The 20,575-nt window shown below is 73.2% G+C and carries 13 protein-coding genes and 1 tRNA gene; 7 read left to right on the plus strand and 7 right to left on the minus strand.

What is annotated here, in order from left to right:
* Positions 1–256 precede the first annotated feature (256 nt).
* The 3 genes from ACIPUC_RS20875 to ACIPUC_RS20885 all read left to right on the plus strand — a co-directional run bounded on the left by ACIPUC_RS20875 (position 257) and on the right by ACIPUC_RS20885 (position 3,110).
* Positions 257–330, plus strand: a tRNA-Met gene (locus ACIPUC_RS20875).
* A 236-nt stretch (positions 331–566) separates the two neighbouring features.
* Positions 567–1,766, plus strand: coding sequence for a PP2C family protein-serine/threonine phosphatase (locus ACIPUC_RS20880; RefSeq protein ID WP_446591132.1), 1,200 nt, complete (start codon positions 567–569; stop codon positions 1,764–1,766).
* A 291-nt stretch (positions 1,767–2,057) separates the two neighbouring features.
* Positions 2,058–3,110, plus strand: coding sequence for a M23 family metallopeptidase (locus ACIPUC_RS20885; protein ID WP_446591134.1), 1,053 nt, complete (start codon positions 2,058–2,060; stop codon positions 3,108–3,110).
* Here ACIPUC_RS20885 and ACIPUC_RS20890 read toward each other — a convergent pair.
* From ACIPUC_RS20890 to ACIPUC_RS20905, 4 genes are all read right to left on the minus strand, one after another.
* Positions 3,019–4,425 carry a PrsW family intramembrane metalloprotease gene (locus ACIPUC_RS20890; RefSeq protein WP_446591136.1) on the minus strand — a complete coding sequence of 469 codons (1,407 nt, stop codon included), beginning with the start codon at positions 4,423–4,425 and terminating at the stop codon, positions 3,019–3,021. The two genes, ACIPUC_RS20885 and ACIPUC_RS20890, sit on opposite strands and share 92 nt — an antisense overlap.
* Before the next feature lie 43 nt (positions 4,426–4,468).
* On the minus strand, positions 4,469–5,281 hold the full coding sequence (trmB, locus tag ACIPUC_RS20895) for a tRNA (guanosine(46)-N7)-methyltransferase TrmB (protein ID WP_446591137.1): 813 nt from the start codon (positions 5,279–5,281) through the stop codon (positions 4,469–4,471).
* 71 nt (positions 5,282–5,352) lie between these two features.
* Positions 5,353–6,585 carry an L-2-hydroxyglutarate oxidase gene (lhgO, locus tag ACIPUC_RS20900; RefSeq protein WP_446591138.1) on the minus strand — a complete coding sequence of 411 codons (1,233 nt, stop codon included), beginning with the start codon at positions 6,583–6,585 and terminating at the stop codon, positions 5,353–5,355.
* A 30-nt stretch (positions 6,586–6,615) separates the two neighbouring features.
* A complete protein-coding gene (locus tag ACIPUC_RS20905; protein WP_446591140.1) occupies positions 6,616–8,313 on the minus strand; it encodes a sporulation protein in 1,698 nt (565 codons plus the stop codon).
* A 630-nt stretch (positions 8,314–8,943) separates the two neighbouring features.
* Here ACIPUC_RS20905 and ACIPUC_RS20910 point away from each other — a divergent pair.
* On the plus strand, positions 8,944–11,184 hold the full coding sequence (locus tag ACIPUC_RS20910) for an asparagine synthase-related protein (protein WP_446591141.1): 2,241 nt from the start codon (positions 8,944–8,946) through the stop codon (positions 11,182–11,184).
* Positions 11,185–11,211: 27 nt separating this feature from the next.
* Here the strand turns inward: ACIPUC_RS20910 and ACIPUC_RS20915 are convergent, their stop codons facing one another.
* Positions 11,212–13,281: a sigma-70 family RNA polymerase sigma factor gene (locus tag ACIPUC_RS20915; protein ID WP_446591142.1), complete on the minus strand. Its 2,070-nt coding sequence runs from the start codon at positions 13,279–13,281 to the stop codon at positions 11,212–11,214.
* 180 nt (positions 13,282–13,461) lie between these two features.
* Positions 13,462–14,235 carry a TetR/AcrR family transcriptional regulator gene (locus ACIPUC_RS20920; protein ID WP_446591144.1) on the minus strand — a complete coding sequence of 258 codons (774 nt, stop codon included), beginning with the start codon at positions 14,233–14,235 and terminating at the stop codon, positions 13,462–13,464.
* Between the two features lie 340 nt (positions 14,236–14,575).
* Between ACIPUC_RS20920 and ACIPUC_RS20925 the strand changes: the two genes are divergently transcribed.
* Together ACIPUC_RS20925 and ACIPUC_RS20930 are read left to right on the plus strand one after the other, a co-directional pair.
* Complete coding sequence (locus ACIPUC_RS20925) at positions 14,576–15,994, plus strand: NAD(P)/FAD-dependent oxidoreductase (RefSeq protein ID WP_446591146.1); 1,419 nt, start codon at positions 14,576–14,578, stop codon at positions 15,992–15,994.
* Positions 15,995–16,129: 135 nt separating this feature from the next.
* Entirely contained in the window at positions 16,130–17,926 is a 1,797-nt protein-coding gene (locus ACIPUC_RS20930) for an ATP-binding SpoIIE family protein phosphatase (protein ID WP_446591191.1), read from the plus strand.
* Between the two features lie 90 nt (positions 17,927–18,016).
* Here ACIPUC_RS20930 and ACIPUC_RS20935 read toward each other — a convergent pair whose 3' ends face one another.
* Positions 18,017–19,327: an MFS transporter gene (locus tag ACIPUC_RS20935; RefSeq protein ID WP_446591192.1), complete on the minus strand. Its 1,311-nt coding sequence runs from the start codon at positions 19,325–19,327 to the stop codon at positions 18,017–18,019.
* 133 nt (positions 19,328–19,460) lie between these two features.
* On the opposite strand from ACIPUC_RS20935, the gene ACIPUC_RS20940 reads away from it, so the two are divergent.
* Positions 19,461–19,997, plus strand: coding sequence for a MarR family winged helix-turn-helix transcriptional regulator (locus ACIPUC_RS20940; protein ID WP_446591147.1), 537 nt, complete (start codon positions 19,461–19,463; stop codon positions 19,995–19,997).
* The last annotated feature ends 578 nt before the right edge of the window (positions 19,998–20,575 follow it).

Consider the following 20,575-nt stretch of genomic DNA (forward strand, 5'->3'; position numbering starts at 1 on the left):
CGGTTGGTGTGGTCTGTGTCGGCCGGCCGGTTCGTGTTCCCCGCGGCCTTGGCGACAGGTGAATCCTCGCCCGGAACCGATCCCGGAACCATCCCCGCAGTGTCACCAGCGTGCAACAGAGATGATCTTCGCTTCCGCGCGCCGGGTTCGAGTCGGTTGAACCCGCCCTGACCTGGGGTTATGGGGGTGGAGGGGGTGGGGTGGCGGTTAATTGGCGAAGGCCTCCCCCCGGATGGCGTAGAGTTGGGTTTACCGACGCGGGGTGGAGCAGCTCGGTAGCTCGCTGGGCTCATAACCCAGAGGTCGCAGGTTCAAATCCTGTCCCCGCTACTCAGTACGAAGGCCCGGTTCCCCTTGGGGAGCCGGGCCTTCGTCGTGCTGCGGTTCCGGTTCCTGCTCTGGCTCTGGTTACTGCTTCTGGTTACCGGTTCCGGTCCCGCCGTCTGAGGCTCCGTCACCCGGTCGGCCTCCGCCGGGTCGCCGTACGGGCCCCCGTGCCGCCAGCCTTGAGGGGCGAGGCGGGCCAGACCGCACCCGTGCGAGCGACCGGGCGGCAGGAGAGCAGCGTGTTGGGGCTGGGCCGGCAGGACAACGGCGAGCGCGTGGACGGCGCCGAAGGCGCAGACGGCGCAGACGGCGGCAACGGTACGGCCCGGCAGGTGGTCCGGATGCTGCCGGGCGTGCTGCTCGCCCTCGGGCTGGCCTTCGACATGCTGACCCCGCCCAGCTTCACCGGATCCCCCTTCTTCTCGGCGGCACCGCTGATCGCCGCCCCGCTGTTCAGCTTCCGGGCCACGGCCGCGACCGGCGCGCTGGCCTCGCTCGCGGTGGTCCTGCTGCACGTGTACCACGGCACCACGTGGAAGGTGGAGGCGCTGACCGAGCTGGTCACCGTCCTGACCGTCTCGGGGCTGGCGCTCCTGATCAACCAGGTGGTGCGGCGCAGCGGCGAGCGGCTCGCCTCGGCGCGCGGCATCGCCGAGGCCGCGCAGCGGGCGGTGCTGCCCACGCCCGCCGAGCGGATCGGGGGCCTGCACGTCTCCGCCCGGTACGAGGCCGCGCAGGCGGACGCCTTCATCGGCGGGGACCTGTACGCGGTCCAGCAGACCCCGTACGGAGTCCGGCTGGCGGTGGGCGACGTACGGGGCAAGGGGCTGGGCGCGGTGGAAGCCGTGGCGGTGGTCCTGGGGGCCTTCCGGGAGGCCGCGGAGACCGAGCCGACGCTGGAGGACCTGGCGCAGCGGCTGGAGCGGGCCCTGGCCAGGGAGGGCACCCGGCGCGACAGCCTGGACGCGGTGGAGGGGTTCACGACGTGCGTGCTCGGCGAGATCCCGCCGGAGGCACAGGTGCTGCGGCTGCTGAACCGGGGCCACCCCGAGCCGCTGCTGCTGCACGCCGACGGGGGGCTGGTGGCGCTCGGCCCGGAGGAGCCGGCCCTGCCGCTCGGCCTGGGCGAGCTGGACGGCCGGCCGGACCGGGTCGAGGAGTGGGCCTTCCCGGCGGGCGCCACGCTGCTGCTGTACACGGACGGGGTCACCGAGGCCAGGGACCGGGCGGGGGCCTTCTACGATCCGGCGGACCGGCTGCGCGGCCGGGTGTTCCCCGGGCCGGAGGAACTGCTCGGCGCGCTCAGCAGCGATGTGCGACGGCATACCGGGGGCGGGGCGACGGACGACATGGCGCTGCTCGCGGTGGGCCGCCCGGGAGAGGGGCAGCCGGAGCGGCGGCGGACCGTACCGGTGGTGCGACGCGACGACAGGCTGTGACGGTGGGTGAGGGGCGTGCCGCTCTCTGCAAGGTGCCTGACGGATCGTCATGATCCAGATGTGGCTGGAGTGGTGGTGTAGTTGGCTGAATTTTGCCCGATTTAATCCGGATCTCAGATGAAAAGGTCTGGCCAAAGCTGATCGGGGAGTGGCCGATTGTGGGAACGATCAATCGCAACAGCTTGGAATCACTCCCCTCCGTCTATTACCTTTCGATAACGCAGCGCGGTCGTCCCAGCCGTCGCAAGAGACGGCGCCGTGCGCGATCGCGTCAATGAGGAGTGTGCCCCGGTGGCCTCCAACTTGCCTGCCCCTGAAGGCATCGAGAACCAGGAGCCGCCGACCGCGGGCGCCTGGGGCGAGTGGAATCCCACCGAGGATTCGGTCCGTTCGGTCCGCGGCAAGCACCGCGTGGCCAAGCAGCGCGGCGGACTCGCCCGCAGCTCCACCGTGCTCGGCGTCGGCGTGATCGCGGCCGTCGGCGCGGGCGGCATCGCCACCGCCCAGGACCGGCCCCAAGTCGCGATATCCATGCCGTCCTTGCCCGACCTGGTGCCGGACGGCTCCGGCGTCGGGATCACCGGGGACACCGTCCGGCAGGCGGAGGCCGGCTCCGAGCAGGCGGCGGGGGCGGCCGCGAAGGCCGGGATCATCCCGCAGCAGTCCGACCGCCGCGCCGACCCCGGCGAAGTGCTGCGCAACCGCATCCTCCAGCAGGCCGACTCACAGCAGGCCGCCGCGGCGGCTCAGGCCCAGGCCGAGGCCGAGCGGGTCGCCCGGGAGACCGCCACCCAGGAGGCCAAGGACAAGCTGGAGGCCGCGCGCAAGGCGGCCGAGGAAGCGAAGGCGGCGGCCGAGGCGAAGGCCGCGGAAGAGGCCAAGGCCGCCGAGGAGGCAGCTGCGGCCGCCGCGGCCAAGGCCGAGCAGGAGCGCCTCGCCAAACTGGCCGGCAGCTACTCCCTGCCCACCTCCGCCTACACCCTCACCTCGCACTACGGGGTCGCCGGCTCCATGTGGTCCTCCGGCTACCACACCGGCCTCGACTTCGCCGCTCCCACCGGCACCCCGGCCAAGGCCGTGGCCGCCGGGAAGATCACCTCGGCCGGCTGGTCCGGGGCGTACGGCTACCGGATCGTGCTCGAGCTCGAGGACGGGACGGAGGTCTGGTACTGCCACCTCTCGTCGATGTCGGTGACCTCCGGCACGGTCTCCCCGGGCGAGACCATCGGCCGTGTCGGCGCCACCGGCAACGTCACCGGACCCCATCTCCACCTGGAAGTACGCAAGGGCGGCTCGACGGTGGACCCGCTGGCGTGGCTGACCTCCAAGGGCCTGAACGTCTGAGCAGGCCGCCGGCGCTCCTCGCGTCGGCACCGCCCGTCCTGTTCCCGGCATCGCCCGCCCGCCGTGGCACCGGTACGCCGGCCGGCACGGCCCCGGGCGCTGCACCGGGCCTGGGCAGGGGATCGAACCACGGCGGAAGCAGCTCTTCCATGACGGCCGCCCGGGACAGCGCGGGCCCCGCCGTCGCCCGGCGCAGCCAGAGCCGGTCCAGCAGCTCCCGCTCCCGTCCGGCGAAATCCGGCTCGCGCCCGGGGCCGCCGCGGCGCGCCCGGTTCCGCAGCAGCGCCAGGGCCGCCGCATCCGCCTCGTACAGGGCGACCGCCCGCCCGGCGGCCCGGCCCCCGCTGCGCCGTGCCAGGCTGCGCGCCAGCGACCGGGCGGGCATCGAAGCCAGGGCGGGGACCTCGGCCGGACCGAGCCAGCCCGCGGCCGCGTACACCGCGAGCTCCCCGGCGACGGCCCGCAGGCGACGGCGCCTTATCCGCACCGCCAGCGACAGCAGCAGCCCGAACACCGGGACCATGACGCAGCCGTAGACCAGGTAGAACCCGTACTCCCCGACCCGCGAGGAGCTGTTCCACAGTGCGTGCAGACCCATGGCGAGCGCCAAGCCGAGCAGGGGCAGGCCGATCCGGCTCCTCCGGCGGGCGCTGAGCGCGGCCGCGCCGAAACCGAGCCCGGTGAACACGGTGAACAGCGGGTGCGCGAACGGCGACACCACTATGCGGACGAAGAAGGTCGCAGCCGTGATCGAGTTGAGCATGCCGGTGCCCTTGGCCAGGTCCTCGCCGAAGGCGTTGCCGAGGTAGAGGATGTTCTCGGTGAAGGCGAAGCCGGTGGCGGTGAAGCCGGCCACCACGAAACCGTCGGCGGGACCGGTGAAATGCCGTCTCCGGAAGACGAAGACGAGGAGCAGGGCCGCCGCCTTGGCGCTCTCCTCCACCACCGGCGCGATCGCCACCGAACCGAGCTGGTCGGCGTCGGAGGGGTCCGCGGTGGCCGCGGCTATCCACTCGGTAGCGAAGCTGTTGGCCAGTATCGCGATCAGCGCCGCGGTGCAGGCACCCCAGCCGAAGCAGAACAGCAGCTGCGGCCAGGGCGCGGGGGCGGCCCGGCCCAGCCACCGGAAGGCCGCCATGAGCAGCGGCACCGGCAGCAGGGCCAGACCGAGACCGACGAAGAACCCGGGGGTACCGGTCTGCTCCCGCACGAGTTCGAGGATCGCGATCCCGGTGGCGGCGAGCAGAACGAGGAGCACGCACGTGCGGACCGTGCCCGACGGGCGTGCGAGCACAGGGGGGAGCGCTCGGAACACACCATGACCCTACAGAGCCGGTCTGACACGCGCAGTGACGTTGTCAGTTCTCCCTGCGGCGGAAGAGCAAGTCGTGTACGACGTGGCCCTTGTCGAGGCCCTGGCCCTCGAAACGGGTGAGCGGGCGGAATGCGGGGCGCGGCGCATAGCCGCCGTCGCTCTGCGTGTTCTCGAAGTCGGGGTGCGCGGTGAGGACTTCGAGCATCTGCTCGGCGTACGGCTCCCAGTCGGTCGCGCAGTGCAGCACGGCCCCGGGGGCCAGCCGGGTCGCGGCCAGGGTGAGGAACTCGGGCTGGATCAGCCGGCGCTTGTGGTGGCGGGCCTTGGGCCAGGGGTCCGGGAAGTACACGCGGATCCCGGCCAGGGAGTCGGGCGGCAGCATCTCGCGGAGCAGGATGATGGCGTCGCCGTTGGCCACGCGGACGTTGCTGAGCCCGTTGCGCTCGGCGAGGGCGAGCAGGTTGCCCTGCCCGGGCGTGTGCACGTCGGCGGCGAGGATGCCGGTGCCGGGGTCGGCAGCGGCCATCTGGGCGGTGGCCTCGCCCATGCCGAAGCCGATCTCCAGGACCACGGGCAGGCCGTCGAAGAGGGCCTTCAGGTCGATGACCTCATGGCCGTCGATGTCCAGGCCCCAGGTGCCCCACAGGCGCTTCAGGGCTTCGCCCTGTCCGGTGGTGACCCGGCTGCGGCGGGGCTGGAAGCTCCGGATGCGCCGCTCGTGGTGCGAGCCGGCCGGATCCGGAGAGGGCCCGTCGGGGAAGCGGGGCTCGGTGCGCCACTTGGGCGGCACGTACGCGTTCGCCTCCGGCTCGGCGTCCGGGAGGCTGGGCGGCTGGGGGTTCAGGGACTCAGACACAATGCGCTGATTCTACGACGGGCGGGCCGGCGGGCCGCTGCGCGAGCGGCCCCGGGCTCCGCCCCGGCCCGTCAGGACGAGCGGAGGGTCCGAAGGGCTCGCGCAGCGATCTCGCGGCCGATCGGGAGCGAAGCGGTGGCCGCCGGCGAGGGGGCGTTCAGGACGTGCACCGTGCGCGGGGCGTCCCGGATCAGGAAGTCGTCCACCAGCGTGCCGTCCCGCAGGACGGCCTGGGCCCGGACCCCGGCCGGGGCGGGGTGGAGGTCCGCCGCCGTCACGGCCGGCAGGAGGCGCCGGACCGCCTGGGTGAAGGCCGGCTTCGACAGCGAGCGGTGGATCTCGCCCACCCCGTACCGCCAGTGCCGCGCGGCCATCCGCCAGGCTCCCGGCCAGGCCAGCTCGGAGCCGATGTCGCGCGGGCGGACGGTCGACCAGGCGTACCCCTCGCGGGCCAGCGCGGGCACGGCGTTCGGGCCGACGTGGACGCCGCCGGCGATGCCGCGGGTCAGGTGGACGCCCAGGAAGGGGAAGGCGGGGTCGGGGACCGGGTAGACCAGCCCGCGGACCAGCTCCGGGCGGGCCAGGTCGTAGTACTCGCCCCGGAAGGGGATGATCCGCATGCCGGGGTCGTCTCCGGCCAGGCGGGCGATCCGGTCGCACTGGAGGCCCGCGCAGTTCACCAGCACCCGGGCACGGACCACCAGCCCGGCGGTGGTGCGGACCGCCACCGCCGACGGGCGGCGGGAGATCAGGTCCACCGCGCCGCCGTAGACGATCTCCGCCCCCGAGGACTCGGCCAGCCGGGCGGCCACCCGCCCGAAGTCCGCGATCCCGGTGCTGCCCACGTGGATCGCGGCCAGGCCCTGGACCTCCGGCTCGTACTCCGCGATCTGCGCCGGGCCGAGCTCGCGCACCGGAATGCCGTTCTCCCGGCCGCGCTGCACCAGCGCGTGCAGCCGTGGCAGCTCCTCGCGCTCCGTGGCGACGATCAGCTTGCCCGTCACTTCGTGCGGAATGTCGTGCTCCGCGCAGAACTTGACCATCTCGGCCGCGCCGCTCACCGCGAAGCGCGCCTTGAGCGACCCGGGGCGGTAGTAGATCCCGCTGTGGATCACCCCGCTGTTGCGGCCCGTCTGGTGCCGGGCCGGGCCGACCTCCTTCTCCAGGACGACCACCCTGGTCCCCGGAGCCAGCCGTGACAGGGCATGCGCCGTCGACAGGCCGACGATCCCGCCACCGATCACCAGCACATCGCAGTCCACGCCGCCGCCCACGCTGACACCTCCCACCCCTGCATACTGCACCCCGCCACCGACAACGCGGGCACGCGGTCCCTACGCCTGTGCCACCAGCAGCGGCCGGGCCCGCTCGCGCAGCTCCGCCACGCGCGGCTCGTCCCCGTACGGTTCCAGGCGGTGCAGCAGGTCCCGCACGTATTCGGTCGTCCGCGCGGAGGAGATCCGGCCCGCCACCTCCACCGCCCGTGTGCCCGCCGCGCAGGCCGCGTCGAGGTTGCCCGACTCCAGCTCGGCGACCGCGCTCACGACCAGGCGCAGCCCATGCGACCGTACATACTCCTCGGTGGGCCGGGACAGGGCCTGTTCGGTGAAACGCCGCACCTGCCGCGGGAGTTTGAGGTCCCGGTAGCACTCCGCCGCGTCCGCCGCGAAGCGGTCGTAGGAGTAGAAGCCCAGCCAGGTCGGGTCCGGGTCGCCGGCGCGGGCGCGTTCCAGCCAGCCTTCGGCGGCCCGCAGTGCGGCTCCCGCCGCCGCGGAATCGCCCGCCTTCGCGTGGGCGCGGGCCTCGACGAGCCGGAAGAAGCTCATGGTGCGGGCGGTGGCCAGGCCGCGGTTGCGCTCGACGGCAGCCTGCGCGAGGTCCACGCCCTCGTCCGGGAAGTCCCGGTAGGTCGCCTGCAGGGACATCGACGCCAGGACGTAGCCGCCGAGCGGTACGTCCGCGGCCGCCCGGGCGAGGCGCAGCGCCTGGATGTAGTAGCGCTGGGCCGCCTCCTGCTGGCCGGTGTCGAAGGCCATCCACCCGGCGAGCCGGGTCAGTTCGGCGGTCGCGCCGAACAGGGCCCGGCCCACCTCGTCGGAGTAGGAGCCGAGGAGCAGGGGCGCCGCGTCCACCCGGAGGCACTCGGGCACCATCGACGAACGCCAGTCCCCGCCCCCGTACTTGGAGTCCCAGCGGCGGGCGTCCTCGGCGGCCTCGCGCAGCTTGGCCACATCGCTGTGGCCCACGCGCTGGCCGTGGTCACGGGGCGTTTCGAGGCCGGGCTGGGCGGGCACAACGGTGGACGGCGGAGCCGGCAGGCTTCCCGCCGCACCCGTCGCGGGTCCTGTCGTCGGACCGGTCGCCGGCGCTGCTGCCTGTCCACCGGCCTGTCCACCGGTCCGTTCGCCGGCCCGTCCGCCGACCCGTCCGCCGACCCGTCCGCCCGTCGGTCCGCCCGTCTGTCCCGCCGGTGGGTCGTGCACCGGCACGTCGTGAGCCGAGGGGGTCACAGCCGAGGAGGCCGCAGGAGCCTGTACCGAACCGCCCACCCCCGCGGGCTCGCGCGCCACCGAGCCGTCGGCAGGAGATATCAGCCAGCGCGAGGCGGGCGTCGCGTACGCCGCCACGGAGAACGAACCGGCAAGGGACTGCCAGATCCCGCCACCGCCGCGCCGGCCGGCGAGGTCGAGCCGGTAGAGATCGGTGGCCGACCGTACCGCCGCACCCACATCGCGCGGGAACGCCAGCCCGACCTCGGGCGCGGGATCCGCGTCCGCCAGCCCGATCTCGTGCAGCGGCACCGGCCGCCCCAGCTTCGCGCCGATGGCGGCCGCGATCAGGTGGGGTGCGGCACCCTGCGGCACCATCCCCTTCGACACCCACCGGGCCACCGACGTCTTGTCGTACCGAAGCGTCAGGCCGCGCTGCGCACCGAGGTCGTTGACCCGCCGGGCCAGCCCCGCGTTGCTGATGCCCGCGAGGGCGAGGACGGCGCCGAGCTTCTCATTGGGCTCGCGGAGCTCCCTGGACATGCGCCACCCCTCGTCACACGCGGAACGCAGACGCCGCCGGGGCATAGGCGCCCGGCATTTCGTAAACCCAGCGTAGTTCCCCGCCTCCCAAGCGTTAAGGCCTTTACTTCCGTATGGCGGGATTGTTGTCCGTTTGCACAGTCCGCCCCGGCCCCGTGTCCGGGGCGCACGTCTCCTCGCGTGCTCCGCCCGTGTGGCCGTGCGCCCACCCGTGCGCTCTGGCCGGTCCGCGGGCCCGGCGATTCGATGTGCGGTGCGTGGGTCGGCCCGCTGCGCGGATCTGGCGGGCCGGGGGATGCCGCTACCTCAATCCCCGCGGGTGGCGGAACGGTCCGGGGGGCGGATTCCGCCTCCCGGACCGCGCCCGCGCACCGGGAGCCGAGCGCCCCCGATGGCCCTCAGGACCGCCGAAGAATGGCTGAAAGCGACCTATGGGGCGGGGGGAACGGAACGCCAAATACCGCGTGGCGGGGGCGTGTTCGTTTGCATGTGCGCCCCCTTTAACCACTCTCGCACGCCTGTCCCGTGGCAGCATGGACCCGAGCCACCCGGGGTCCCGCCGACCGCGCCCTCAGCGCCGACCGTGCTGCCCGTGCCCCGGTCATGTGCCCACAGGCTGGGGAGGCGGCGGTGCGCTGGTTGGTGGGTTGGAGCAGTATCGCCGCGAGCTTCGGCACGGCCGGCCGCGTCTCCGGAAACGGAGCCGGAAACGGTGCCGGACACGGGGCCAGGCACGGCTCCGGCCAGCCCGGTTACCCCGATACCGGCTACCCGGGCGGCAGCGCCCCGCCCCACGGAGGCATCGCGGACGCCGCCCACGCCGACGACCCCGGCGCGGACGCCGAACGCACCGTCCACCCCGTCGGATCCCAGCTGCTCTGGGGCGACCCCGACCCCCTCTGGGCCGTCGGCGACTGGCGCCCCGACGAGATCCGCACCCTCACCGCCGACCCGGCCGACCCCTTCACCCGGCTCGCCGTCCTCGGCTGCTGCGGTGCCACCGACGCCGAGCTGAGACGGGCCCTCTACGCCGCCCGCGGCGGGGCCCTGCGCCACCTCACCCAGTGGTCCGGCAGCTACACCGCCGTCGTCCAGGCCGGCCGCCGGATCACCGTCGTCGGCGACCTCGCGGGCGCGCGGCCCGTCTTCTACACCCCCTGGGCCAGCGGCACCGCGTACGCCACCGCCGCCCTCCCGCTCGCCGACCTCATCGAGGCGCAGCTCGACATCGGCCATCTCGCCGCCCTGCTGGCCTGTCCCGACAGCCCGGAGGCACTGGGCGACGGCACACCGTACGCCGGGGTCCGCCGCATCCCGCCCGGGCACGCGCTCATCCTGCGCGAGGGATCCCGCGAGATCACCGGCTACGAGCCCGTCGCCTCGCTCGCGGTGGCCGGACCCCAGGCCGATCCCGACCGCGCGGTGGAGGGCGTACGGGAAGCTTTGGTGGATGCCGTGCGCGCCCGGCTCACGGCCCCCCGCCATGCCCCCGACGCAGCTCCGCCGTACGATCCCGGCCCCGTACCCGGCATGGGGCCCGCCGACCGGCGTGCGGCCCGGGGCGCCCCGGTGCCCGGGGTCGGCGCCGACCTGTCCGGCGGCAGCGCCTCCGCGACCCTGGCCCTGCTCGCGGCCGGCCTGCCCGGCGCCCCCGGCACCCTTGGCAGCCCCGCCGGGGCCAGGCTGCTGGCGGTCACCTTCAACGACCTGGCCACCCCGCAGGGCCGCGAGGACGAACTGGAGCGGGCCCGCGCCATCGCGGCCGACCCGCGCCTGCACCACGTCGTGGTGGCCGCCGCCGAGGAGGCCCTCCCGTACGCCGAACTCGACGGCCCGCTGACCGACGAACCCGCCCCCTCGCTGGTCTTCGCCGCCCGCGAGCGGCGAAGGCTGGCCGCCGGCTCCGCCGACCACTTCACCGGCCACGGCGCCCGCCAGGTCCTCGACGCGCACCCCGCCCGCATGGCCGACCTCCTGATGGACCGCCGCAGGCGCCACCTGCTGCGCCCGGTGGCGGCGCTGGTCCGCTCGGCATCGGCCTCCGGAGCCTCGGGCGAGTCCCTGCTGGTGCCGCTGACCGTGTACTCCGCGGCCCGCAGACTTGCCCGTACGACGTACCGCGCGGGCATGGAAGCCGCCGCGGCCAGGCTCCGCGAGGGCGGGGTCACCGAGAGATCCTCCGGTCCGGTGGACGCTTCCCTCGCCGCCCTGACCTGGTCCCGGCCCGGCCCGGCGGCCGGATGGCTCACCGGGGAGGCGCTGGCGGAAGTATCGATCCGCCTCGCGGCAGCGGCCGGCCGCCCTCCCCTGTCCCTGCGGCCGGGGGAGGCCCGGGCCCGCGCGGCCCTCGCCCGGCACGCCGCCGACCACCGGGTCTTCGAACAGGCCGTGGAAGTCCGCAGCCAGCGCCTGCACGCCCCGTTCCTGGACAACCAGGTCGTCCGGGCCGCCCGCGCCCTCCCCGAATCCCTGCGCGTCCAGCCCGGGGCCCGCGCCGCGATCCTGCGCACCGTCCTGTCCTCGACCGGGGTGCGCGAACTGCCGCCCGGCTGGGGGGCCACCGCCCACACCCCGAACGAGGCGGCGACCCGGCTCGGGCTGCGCGCCGCCCTGGGCGAGCTGCTCGCCCTGTTCGCCGCGCCGCTGCTCGCGGACGCCGGGCTGATCGACGCCCGGGTCGTCCAGCAGGCGCTGATCGACGCGGCGGACGGCCGCCCGGTCCCGCTCGACGGGCTGGCGGAACTCGTCTCCATGGAACTGTGGCTGCGCCGCCTCCTGGCCCGCCGCGGCACCTGCTGGACGGGCACGTCCGCGGCCCGCCGCCGCGCGGTGCCGGAGGGAGTCCCCGTCCACCGCCCGGCCCTGTCCTGAGGCGGTCCCGCTCCTGCTCGCCGCCGGTCAGCGGCAGCTGATCACCGAGTCGGCCCAGCTGGCCAGCGCGGGCAGGCGGCCCGGACCGGCCTTCTCCGTCACCAGGCGCAGCGTCTTGTGCCCGGTCAGCGAGACCTCCACGGCCGCCGCCGGATCCCCGTACCCGAGGGCCGCGGACTGCCACAGCCGCTGCCCGTCGGCGTACACGGAGAACCGCACCGAGCCTCCCCCGGACTCCGTCCGCGGGGATCCCCGGGTGACCATCGACAGGCCGTCCACCCCGGCGCGCGCCGAAAAGGCCGTGCACGGCCGGTTGAGGGCGATCTCCACGGAGGAACGGGAGTTCACGGTGATGCCCTGCCCGAACCGCCGGTCGCCCACTTCCAGCCCCCAGCGCTGCCACACCCAACTGCTGCGCCAGGTCTCGATCTCCGGGCCCTCCTGGTCCCCGTAGAACGAGTGGCCGAGCCGCGACAGCTGGAACCCCTGGGCAGGCTTCGGCGCGGGCGGCGGCGCGGGCTTCGGCGAAGTCCGGCTCGGAGACGGGCCGGGCGACGCCTGCTCCCGGCTGGGCGACGCAGAAGGCGAGTGGCTCGGCACGGCGCGGCTCGGCGCGGCCGGCGGCGACGGCTTGGCCGGCAGCGGCGGTACGGAGCCCTGCGCGGGCCGCGGCTCCGCCTCCGGCGGGCTCGGAGTCGGCGAGGCGGGGGCGCTCGGCACCACCGGCGCCGCCACACTCGGGGCGGGCTTCGCCTGGGCCTGCGGCTCGGTGTCGTCCCCGGCCAGCGCGAACACCACCCCGGCGGCCGCAGCGACCGCGATCCCGGCGGCGATGGACGCCTTGGCCGGCATCCCCAGCCCCTCGGACACCACGGCGCCCCCGGCCCCGGCCCCCGACCCGGCCCCACCGGCGGCACCTCCCGTCCCACCGGCAACACCCGCCCCGGCAGTCCCCCCGGCGGCTCCGGCTCCCGCAGCACCACCGGCGGCTCCGGCCCCCGCAGCACCCCCGGCGGCTCCGGCCCCCGCAGTCCCCCCGGCGGCTCCGGCCCCCGAAGTCGCCGCTCCAGTGGCAGCCGCAGCGGCCCCGGCTCCGCCCGCGGCAACGGCCCCACCGGCCACCACCCCGGCCGCCTTGGCCGCGTACCCGGCGGCGAACCACCCGATGACCGCCACCGGAAGCAGCGCGGGAATGCCCGCGTTGACGTCCTTGAGCTCCCCGGCGGCCAGCCGGCACTTCGCGCACTCCTCCAGGTGCTTGCGCAGCCCCCGCTCCGCCCGCATCCGCAGCCCGCCGCGCGCATAGGCGCCCAGCCGGTCCGCGTACCGCGCGCAGTCGCCGCCCTCACTCAGCGCCGAACTCACGTGCGCCTGCAGATACGCCTGCTTGAGCCCCTCGCGAGCACGACTGGCCAGCACGGCGGTCGCGTTGGCGCTCAGCCCGAACAGCGGCGCGATCGCGCTCGGCGAGGCCTCCTCGACGGTGGTGTGCCACAGCACGGCCTGCCACCGCTCGGGCAGGCTCCGGAACGCCTGCATCGCCAGCGACTGCTCCGCCTCGTGCATCGCCCGGACGTCCGCGCCCAGTTCGAGGGTGTCGTCTCCGGACAGACCGGACAGCCCGGCCCCTTCCGTCCCCGTGGCCGCCTGCTCCGCGAAGACGGCGAAGTCCTCGACGAGGTGCTCCCGCCGGGCGGTCTTCGCCCAGGCCGCGGCGACCCTGCGCACGGTGGTCAGCAGATAGGCCCGCACCGACTGGTCCGGCCCGGCCCCGCCCCGTACCGCCTGAAGCGTCCGCGCGAACACCTCGGCGGTCAGATCGTCGGCCGTGTGCCCGTCCCGGCAGCAGGTCCGTGCGTAGCGGCGTACGGCATCGGCGTGCCGACGGAACAGCTCCTCGTACGCACCGTCGTCGCCGCCCCGCATCCGGGCGATCAAGTCCCCGTCGGACCGCGGCAGCTCACCGCCGGTGCCCGCTGGGGCAGCGTGCCGCCCGCCCGGCTCGCGCTGTGCGGGTACCTGCCGGGCGGGCAGACTGCCCGCTCCGACCTCGCCGCCGGCGCCACCGAGTGGCTCTTGACGCCCGTCAACGCTCATCGCGGAAGCCCCCGCACGACACACTCAACCGGTACACCGATCAAGCGTGTCACACGGCGGCCACGCGTCGAACCCTTCTGCGTACCATCCACTCATCCGGGCACAATTCGACGAAACCCCGTACTGGCACACGGATTGACGCCCGGTCGAGCCGGCGCCCTGACCGCACCCCGGCGGAGGTCACACCGTCCGGGACCGCAGCCCCTCGAGCAGGATGTCGAGCAGCCGCGTCGAGGCCGCCGCCTGATGCGCCGGGTCGGGCAGCGCGGGCGCCGCCGTCGCTATCACCAGCAGCACATCGGCCACCGTGACGTCGGTCCGCAGCTCACCGGCTTCCCGGGCCCGGTCGACCAGCCGGCCGACGACCTCGAGCAGCGCACCCGCGCCCGCGTCCTCCGAAGGCTCGTCCTCGCTCGGGGGCCGCGTGCCCACGACCCGCAGTTCGGGAGCCCCGACGGCCGTGACGGCCTGACGCTGGTGCGGAACCCGCGCCGCCTCGGCCTCCTCGGCACCGTCCTCGCTCGCCGAGCCCACCCGCAGCACCTGCGGCGGCAGCAGCCGCCCCGCGCCCGAGGCCACGGAGGTGCGCAGGAAGCGCGACAGCGCCTGCCACGGCTCCTCCTCCTGGCCCAGCGCGGCCTTGGCCTGCTCGGTCAGCCGCGCGGTCTCCTCCTCGGCTATCCGCCGCACCAGCACGTCCTTGCTGGGGAACCGCCGGTACACCGTGCCGACGCCGACCCGCGCACGCCGTGCCACATCCTCCATCGGAGCCCCGTAGCCGAGCTCGCCGAAGACCTCGCGTGCCGCGCGCAGCACGTGCTCCAGATTGCGCTGGGCATCGACGCGCAGCGGCGTGGACCGGCCTGCGCCGTGCGTCGTGCCGCCCGCGATACCGCGGCCGTTGGCCTCGACCGAGAGTGCGGTCGCAGAGCCATGGAAATCGGAAATGTTCATATGTTTCCCCCGGTAATCATCTGTCTCCCCCCGGAGACACTCCCCGCCTTCACGCCGAGGGGGCCACGGTCATGTGGGCCCGGTCCTACTCCTCGACGAGATACGAACATAGTTGAGCCAGAGTCAATTCAGAAGAGGCAGCCCCGGACGGAGCACCGCCCGATCGGAGCATTCACCCCCACTTTTCCGTTCCGTGCCCTCGGAAGTACTCATTCCGCACGCTCTGACCTGCGGATCCGTACCCCCGTCCAAGGTCCGCTTCCACCCCGTCCCACCCCCACCGCCGGTCACACAATTTGTCGGGCCTGTGGACAAACTCCCGGCCACGTTGCGTCATGGGATGGTGAAGGCTGCTAACTCCCGGGGCGCGGCCCCCGGTACCCCGCCCCGCACCCGCATCCTGGTCGTCGGCGGCGGTTACGTCGGCATGTACACGGCCCTTCGGCTCCAGAGAAAGCTGAGATCCGAAGAAGCCGAGGTCACGGTGGTCACCCCCGAGCCGTACATGACCTATCAGCCCTTCCTGCCCGAAGCGGCCGCAGGCTCCATCTCACCCCGCCACGTCGTGGTCCCGCTCCGCCGCGTCCTCGGCAAATGCCGCATCGTCATCGGCGAGGCCCGCCGCATCGACCACTCCAAGCGCACCGCCACCATCACCACCCTCGCCACCGAGGAAGAGGGCACCGGCGCCACCGAGATCGAGTACGACGAACTCGTCCTCGCCCCCGGCTCCATCTCGCGCACCCTGCCCATCCCGGGACTCGCCGACTACGGCATCGGGTTCAAGACCGTCGAAGAGGCCATCGGCCTGCGCAACCACGTCATCGAACAGATGGACATCGCCTCCTCCACCCGCGACCCCGCCCTCCGCGACGCCGCCCTCACCTTCGTCTTCGTCGGCGGCGGCTACGCGGGCGTCGAGGCACTCGGCGAACTCGAGGACATGGCCCGCTACGCCGCGCGGTACTACCACAACATCAAGCCCGAGGACATGAAGTGGGTGCTGGTCGAGGCCAGCGACCGGATCCTTCCCGAAGTCGGCCCCGAGATGGGCGTCTACACGATCCGCGAACTGCGCCGCCGCAACATCGACCTCCGCCTGGAGACCCGGCTGGAATCCTGCGAGAACCGCGTCGCCGTCCTCAGCGACGGCGCCCGCTTCCCCACCCGCACCGTCGTGTGGACCGCCGGCGTCAAACCCCACCCGATCCTGAGCGCCTGCGACCTGCCGAAGAACGAACGCGGGCGCCTGGCCTGCACCTCCTTCCTCACCGTCGAGGGGGTGGAACACGCCTGGGCCGCCGGCGACGCCGCCGCCGTCCCCGACATCACCGCGCCGGGGCCCGGCCGCGAATGCGCCCCCAACGCCCAGCACGCCGTCCGCCAGGCCAGGGCCCTCGCCGACAACCTCGTCGCCGCCCTGCGCGACGAAGTCCTCACGGAGTACGCCCACAAGTACGCCGGTTCCGTCGCCTCGCTCGGCCTCCACAAGGGCGTCGCGCACATCTACGGCCGCAAGATCAAGGGCTACCCCGCCTGGTTCATGCACCGCGCCTACCACCTCAGCCGCGTCCCCACCTTCAACCGCAAGATGCGCGTCCTCGCGGAATGGACCCTCTCCGGTCTTTTCAAGCGGGAGATCGTCTCCCTAGGCTCACTCGAACACCCCAGGGCAGAATTCGAACTCGCCGCAGGCGGCGGCCCCAAGGAACCCCCGCCGAACCCCGCCCCCAACCCCCCGCAGGACAGCCAGGGCTGACGTTGTCAGTGCGGTCGGCCACACTGGACGTGTGACCATAGGTGGGCTCACACCTGCACAGAGTGACAACGTCCAGTCAGCGACTCACCACGAGCGACACAGCGACCACTTGCGACACCACGAGGCTTGAACGCAGTGAACTTCACGCGCTGGAGCGCCCGGTTTCCCGGAACGCAGCGCCGCGCCGCCGCCCGGTCCGAACACGCCGCCGCCCAGGCCAAACGGGGTGAAGGCTCGGTCCCGGCAGCCCGCGGCGGCCGCGCCGACCCCGGAACCGAGCGGTCCACGCCCGCCGCCGACGGATCCCCCGCCGACCCCACGGCATCCGGGACCGGCGCCGGCTCCGGCACCACCCCGGCCCTCGCCCCCGTCCGGCGGACCGGCGGCCACCCCGCGACGGCCGCGCCGCCCTCCCTCGACGAGCTCTCCGTACGCGAGGTCCTCGGCCGGCTCCCCGCCCTGGTCGCCCTCGTCCACGGCCCCGAGCACCGCGTCGCCTACGTCAACGACGCCTACGTCGCCGGCTTCGGCACCCGCACCCCCGGCGCCCCCGCGCACGAGGCCCTCCCCGAACTCGGCGACCTCGGCCTCCTCCCGCTCCTCGACCAGGTCCAGCGCAGCGGCAAGCCCCGTACCGCCAAGAACCGCACCACCCCGGGCGGCACGAACTCGTACACCGTCACCTGCACCCCGGTCGAGTTCCCCAAGTCCGGCAACGAGGGCGACACCGACCTCCACCACACCGGGATCCTGATCCACCTCGCCGACGTCACCGACCACGCCGAAGCCGTCGAGCGCCTCCGCGCCAGCGAACGCCGCCAGCGCGAGGCCGCCGTCACCCTCCAGCGCTCCCTCCTCCCGCAGGAGCTCGAACAGCCCGACGACCTGCGCGTCGCCGCCACCTACCAGCCCGGCGGCACCGAGGCGGCCGTCGGCGGCGACTGGTACGACGTCATCACCCTCGGCGCCGGCCGCACCGCCCTCGTCATCGGCGACGTCATGGGCCGCGGGGTCCGCGCCGCCGCCGTCATGGGCCAGCTCCGCACCGCCGTCCGCGCGTACGCCCGCCTCGACCTCCCCCCGCACGAGGTCCTGCAGCTCCTCGACGGCCTCGCCGCCGAGATCGACGCCAGCCAGATCGCCACCTGCGTCTACGCCGTCCACGACCCCAACGAGGGCCTGCTCGCGTACGCCTCCGCCGGCCACCTCCCGATCCTGGTCCGCGACGAGGACGGCACCGTACGCAGAGCCGCAGACCCCACCGGCCCGCCCCTCGGCACCGGCGGCTGGCTCCACACCTCCGGCACCATCGCCCTGGGCCCCGGCTCCACCGCGGTCCTCTACACCGACGGCCTGGTCGAACGCCGCGGCGAGGACATCGACGAAGGCGTCGCCGCCCTGGAGCGCGCCCTCTCCGGCGCCCAGGGCACCCCGGCCGTCATCTGCGACCGCCTCATGCGCGCCCTCGGAGTCGACGCCGACCACGACGACGACGTCGCCGTGATGGTCCTCCAGCAGCCCGCCCGCACCGGCGCGGACGCCGAGCTCTTCCACAACGCCGCCCTGGAACTCCTCGGCGGCATCGAGGCCGCCCCGCGCGCCCGCGCCTTCGCCCAGGGCGTGCTCACCTCCTGGCGCTTCCCCGTCGAGCTGTGCGACCTCGGTGTCCTGGCCGCCAGCGAGCTCGTCGCGAACTCCCTCCAGCACGGCACCCCGCCCATGCGGCTGCGGCTGCGCCGCACCGACCGCCGCCTGATCATCGAGGTCACCGACGGGGACGACCACCTGCCGCGCCGCCGCCGCGCCGAGCCGGCCGACGAGACCGGCCGCGGCATCTCGATCGTCGCCACCATCGCCTCGTCCTGGGGCACCCGCCGCACCCCGGGCGGCGGCAAGGCCGTCTGGTGCGAGTTCGCCCTGCCGGACAAATAGCCGGACACGCCGAAGGCCCCGATCCACCGGACCGGGGCCTTCGTTCTCTTGCCGTACGTGTTCTACGGGTCCTTCGGGTCCTACGGGCGCTTACGCGTGCACGGGCTCAGCGGCCTTGGCCCCCACGGCCGGGGCGGCCGGACCCGCCGGATGGGCGGGCCCGCCCTGCGCCACGACCCGGGACAGCGACGGGTTGTCCTGCACCGGCGTCAGCTGCTTGCCGAGCCGCAGCGCCAGCCAGGCGATCCCCAGCGAGACGGCGATGAAGATCCCGATGTAGAGCATCGGAACCCCCGCTCCGAGCGGCACACCGAGCGGCCCCAGCGCCAGCGCCATCTGCTTGACCAGCGCGAAGGCCGAGTTGTACTGGCCCACGGAGCCCTCCGGAGCCAGGTCCGCCACCAGCGGCGCCAGGGTCGGGGACAGCATGGCCTCGCCGATGCCGAAGAGCGCGTACGTGGTGATGAACGCGGCGGCGGCCATCATGGCGCTGCCGTGCCCCAGCCCCGAGAACCCGGCGATGACCCATGCCACGGTCCAGATCAGCCCGACCAGCGCGATCACGCGGGACCGGCGCCGCTTCTCGACGAGCCGGAGCACCACGAACTGCGCGATGACGATCGCGCCGGTGTTGGCGGCCAGCGCGAAGCCGAGCGTGGAGGGGGAGATCCCCGCGGCCTCGGTACCGAAGGCGGCCAGACCCGACTCGAACTGCCCGTAGCAGGCGAAGAACAGCACGAAGCCGAGCACGCACAGCTGCACCATGGCCTTGTGCCGCAGCAGCCGCTTGAAGCCGCTGCCCGCCTGCGCAGAGTCCTTCGGCCGGGCGTCCTTGAACCCCTGCACCTGGGGCATCCGCACGGAGGCGATGACCGCCGCCAGCACCAGGAACATCACGGCCTCGATGCCGAACAGCAGGGTGAAGCTGCCGGGCCGGCTCTCGTCGACGATCTGGCCGCCGATGAGCCCGCCGATGCCCAGACCCAGGTTCTGCATGAAGAACTGGAGGGCGAAGGCACGGGTCCGCGTGGAGGGGGTGGAGCACCACACGATCATGGTGGCGAGGGCCGGCTGCATCACGGCCTGCCCGGCGCCGAGCGCCAGGGCGGACAGCAGGATCGGCACCAGGCCGGTGGAGAGCCCCAGCGAGAACGCGCCCGCGGAGGCGGCGACAGCGGCGCCGATGACCACGGGCACGGGACCGCGTCGGTCGATGACCCGGCCGGTGAGGGGCAGCGCGACGAGGGCGCCCAGCGCGAACGCCACGAACGCGCTCGTGGCGGCCATGGAACCCAGACCTCGCACCTGCGCCACATAGATGTAGAGGAACGGAACCGTGAAGCCGATGCCGAACGCGGTCAGCGCGTTCCCGGCCTGGATCCGCCGCATCGCGGCGCCCATCACCTTGGTCACTTCTCACCTGCCTTTGAGAGCCGAAGACTGAAGACTTCAGAACTTCATACCTAAACTTTGAGCCTTAACTCTACACATCGAAGGAGTTAGACGCCAACGGGTTCGTGCGATACTTCGACGCATGGGTGACACCCCCGACGGCACTGCGCCCGTCCACGAGCCGACCCTCGATGAGCAGATCGCCGTCTACCAGCGCGAGTTCCAGGACCTCGACCCCCAGGTCGAGAAGGTGGTCTCGGCGCTGAGCCGGCTGAACCGCCGCATGAACGTGGCGTACGGACGCCAGACCGCGGCGCTGGGCATCAGCAACGCGGAGTGGGAGGTCCTCAAGGCCCTCGTCCTCTCCGGCGCCCCGTACCGGATGGGCCCGAGCGAGCTCGCGAAGCAGCTGGGCCTCACGCCGGCGGCGATGACCCACCGGATCGACCGCATGACGGCGGAAGGACTGGTCACGCGCGAACGCGATGAGTCCAACCGGGTCCGCGTGATCGTGGAGCTCACCGACGAGGGCCGCAGCAAGTGGCTGGACGCGATGCGTGCGGCCACGGTCTTCGAGGAGGACCTCCTCCAAGACCTCTCCACCGCGGAACGCGGGGTGCTGGGCGACATGCTCACCCGGCTCCTGGACCGCGTGGAGGACCTCCAGTCGCCCAGCTGACCACGGGGGTTGACACAGCCCCCGAGGATCCGTAAGGTTCTTCGAGTTGTCCCCGGGCCGAAAGGTTTGGGGCGCAACACATCCCGCCGCCTCGTTGCGGCACCCAACTCAGCACGATCTCCCACTGGGAACGAATTCGGCGTGCCCGAATTCATTTCCGAAGGCCGATTATGAATCGCCGGGGAAATCCACTAGAGTTCGGGAGTCGGAAGGGCCCAACAGCCCGGAAGACAAACCCCACTGACTGGGGGTCAGGCCCGAAAGAGTCTGATAGAGTCGGAAACGCAAGAACACAGAACGAAAGCCCGGAGGAAAGCCCGCGAGGGTGAGTACAAAGGAAGCGTCCGTTCCTTGAGAACTCAACAGCGTGCCAAAAATCAACGCCAAAAGTTGATACCCCGTCCATTTCGGTGGATGAGGTTCCTTTGAAAAAGACCTGTGAGGCTTCCTTGTGGAGTGCTTGCAGGCAATTACACAGCGAGGACGCAGTGGACGGTCGGTCTTATTCCGACATGATCGTCCCGCTCTGCGTGTGTGTGCACCCGATTACGGGTAAACATTCATGGAGAGTTTGATCC

This window comes from Streptomyces sp. LARHCF249, assembly GCF_052871255.1.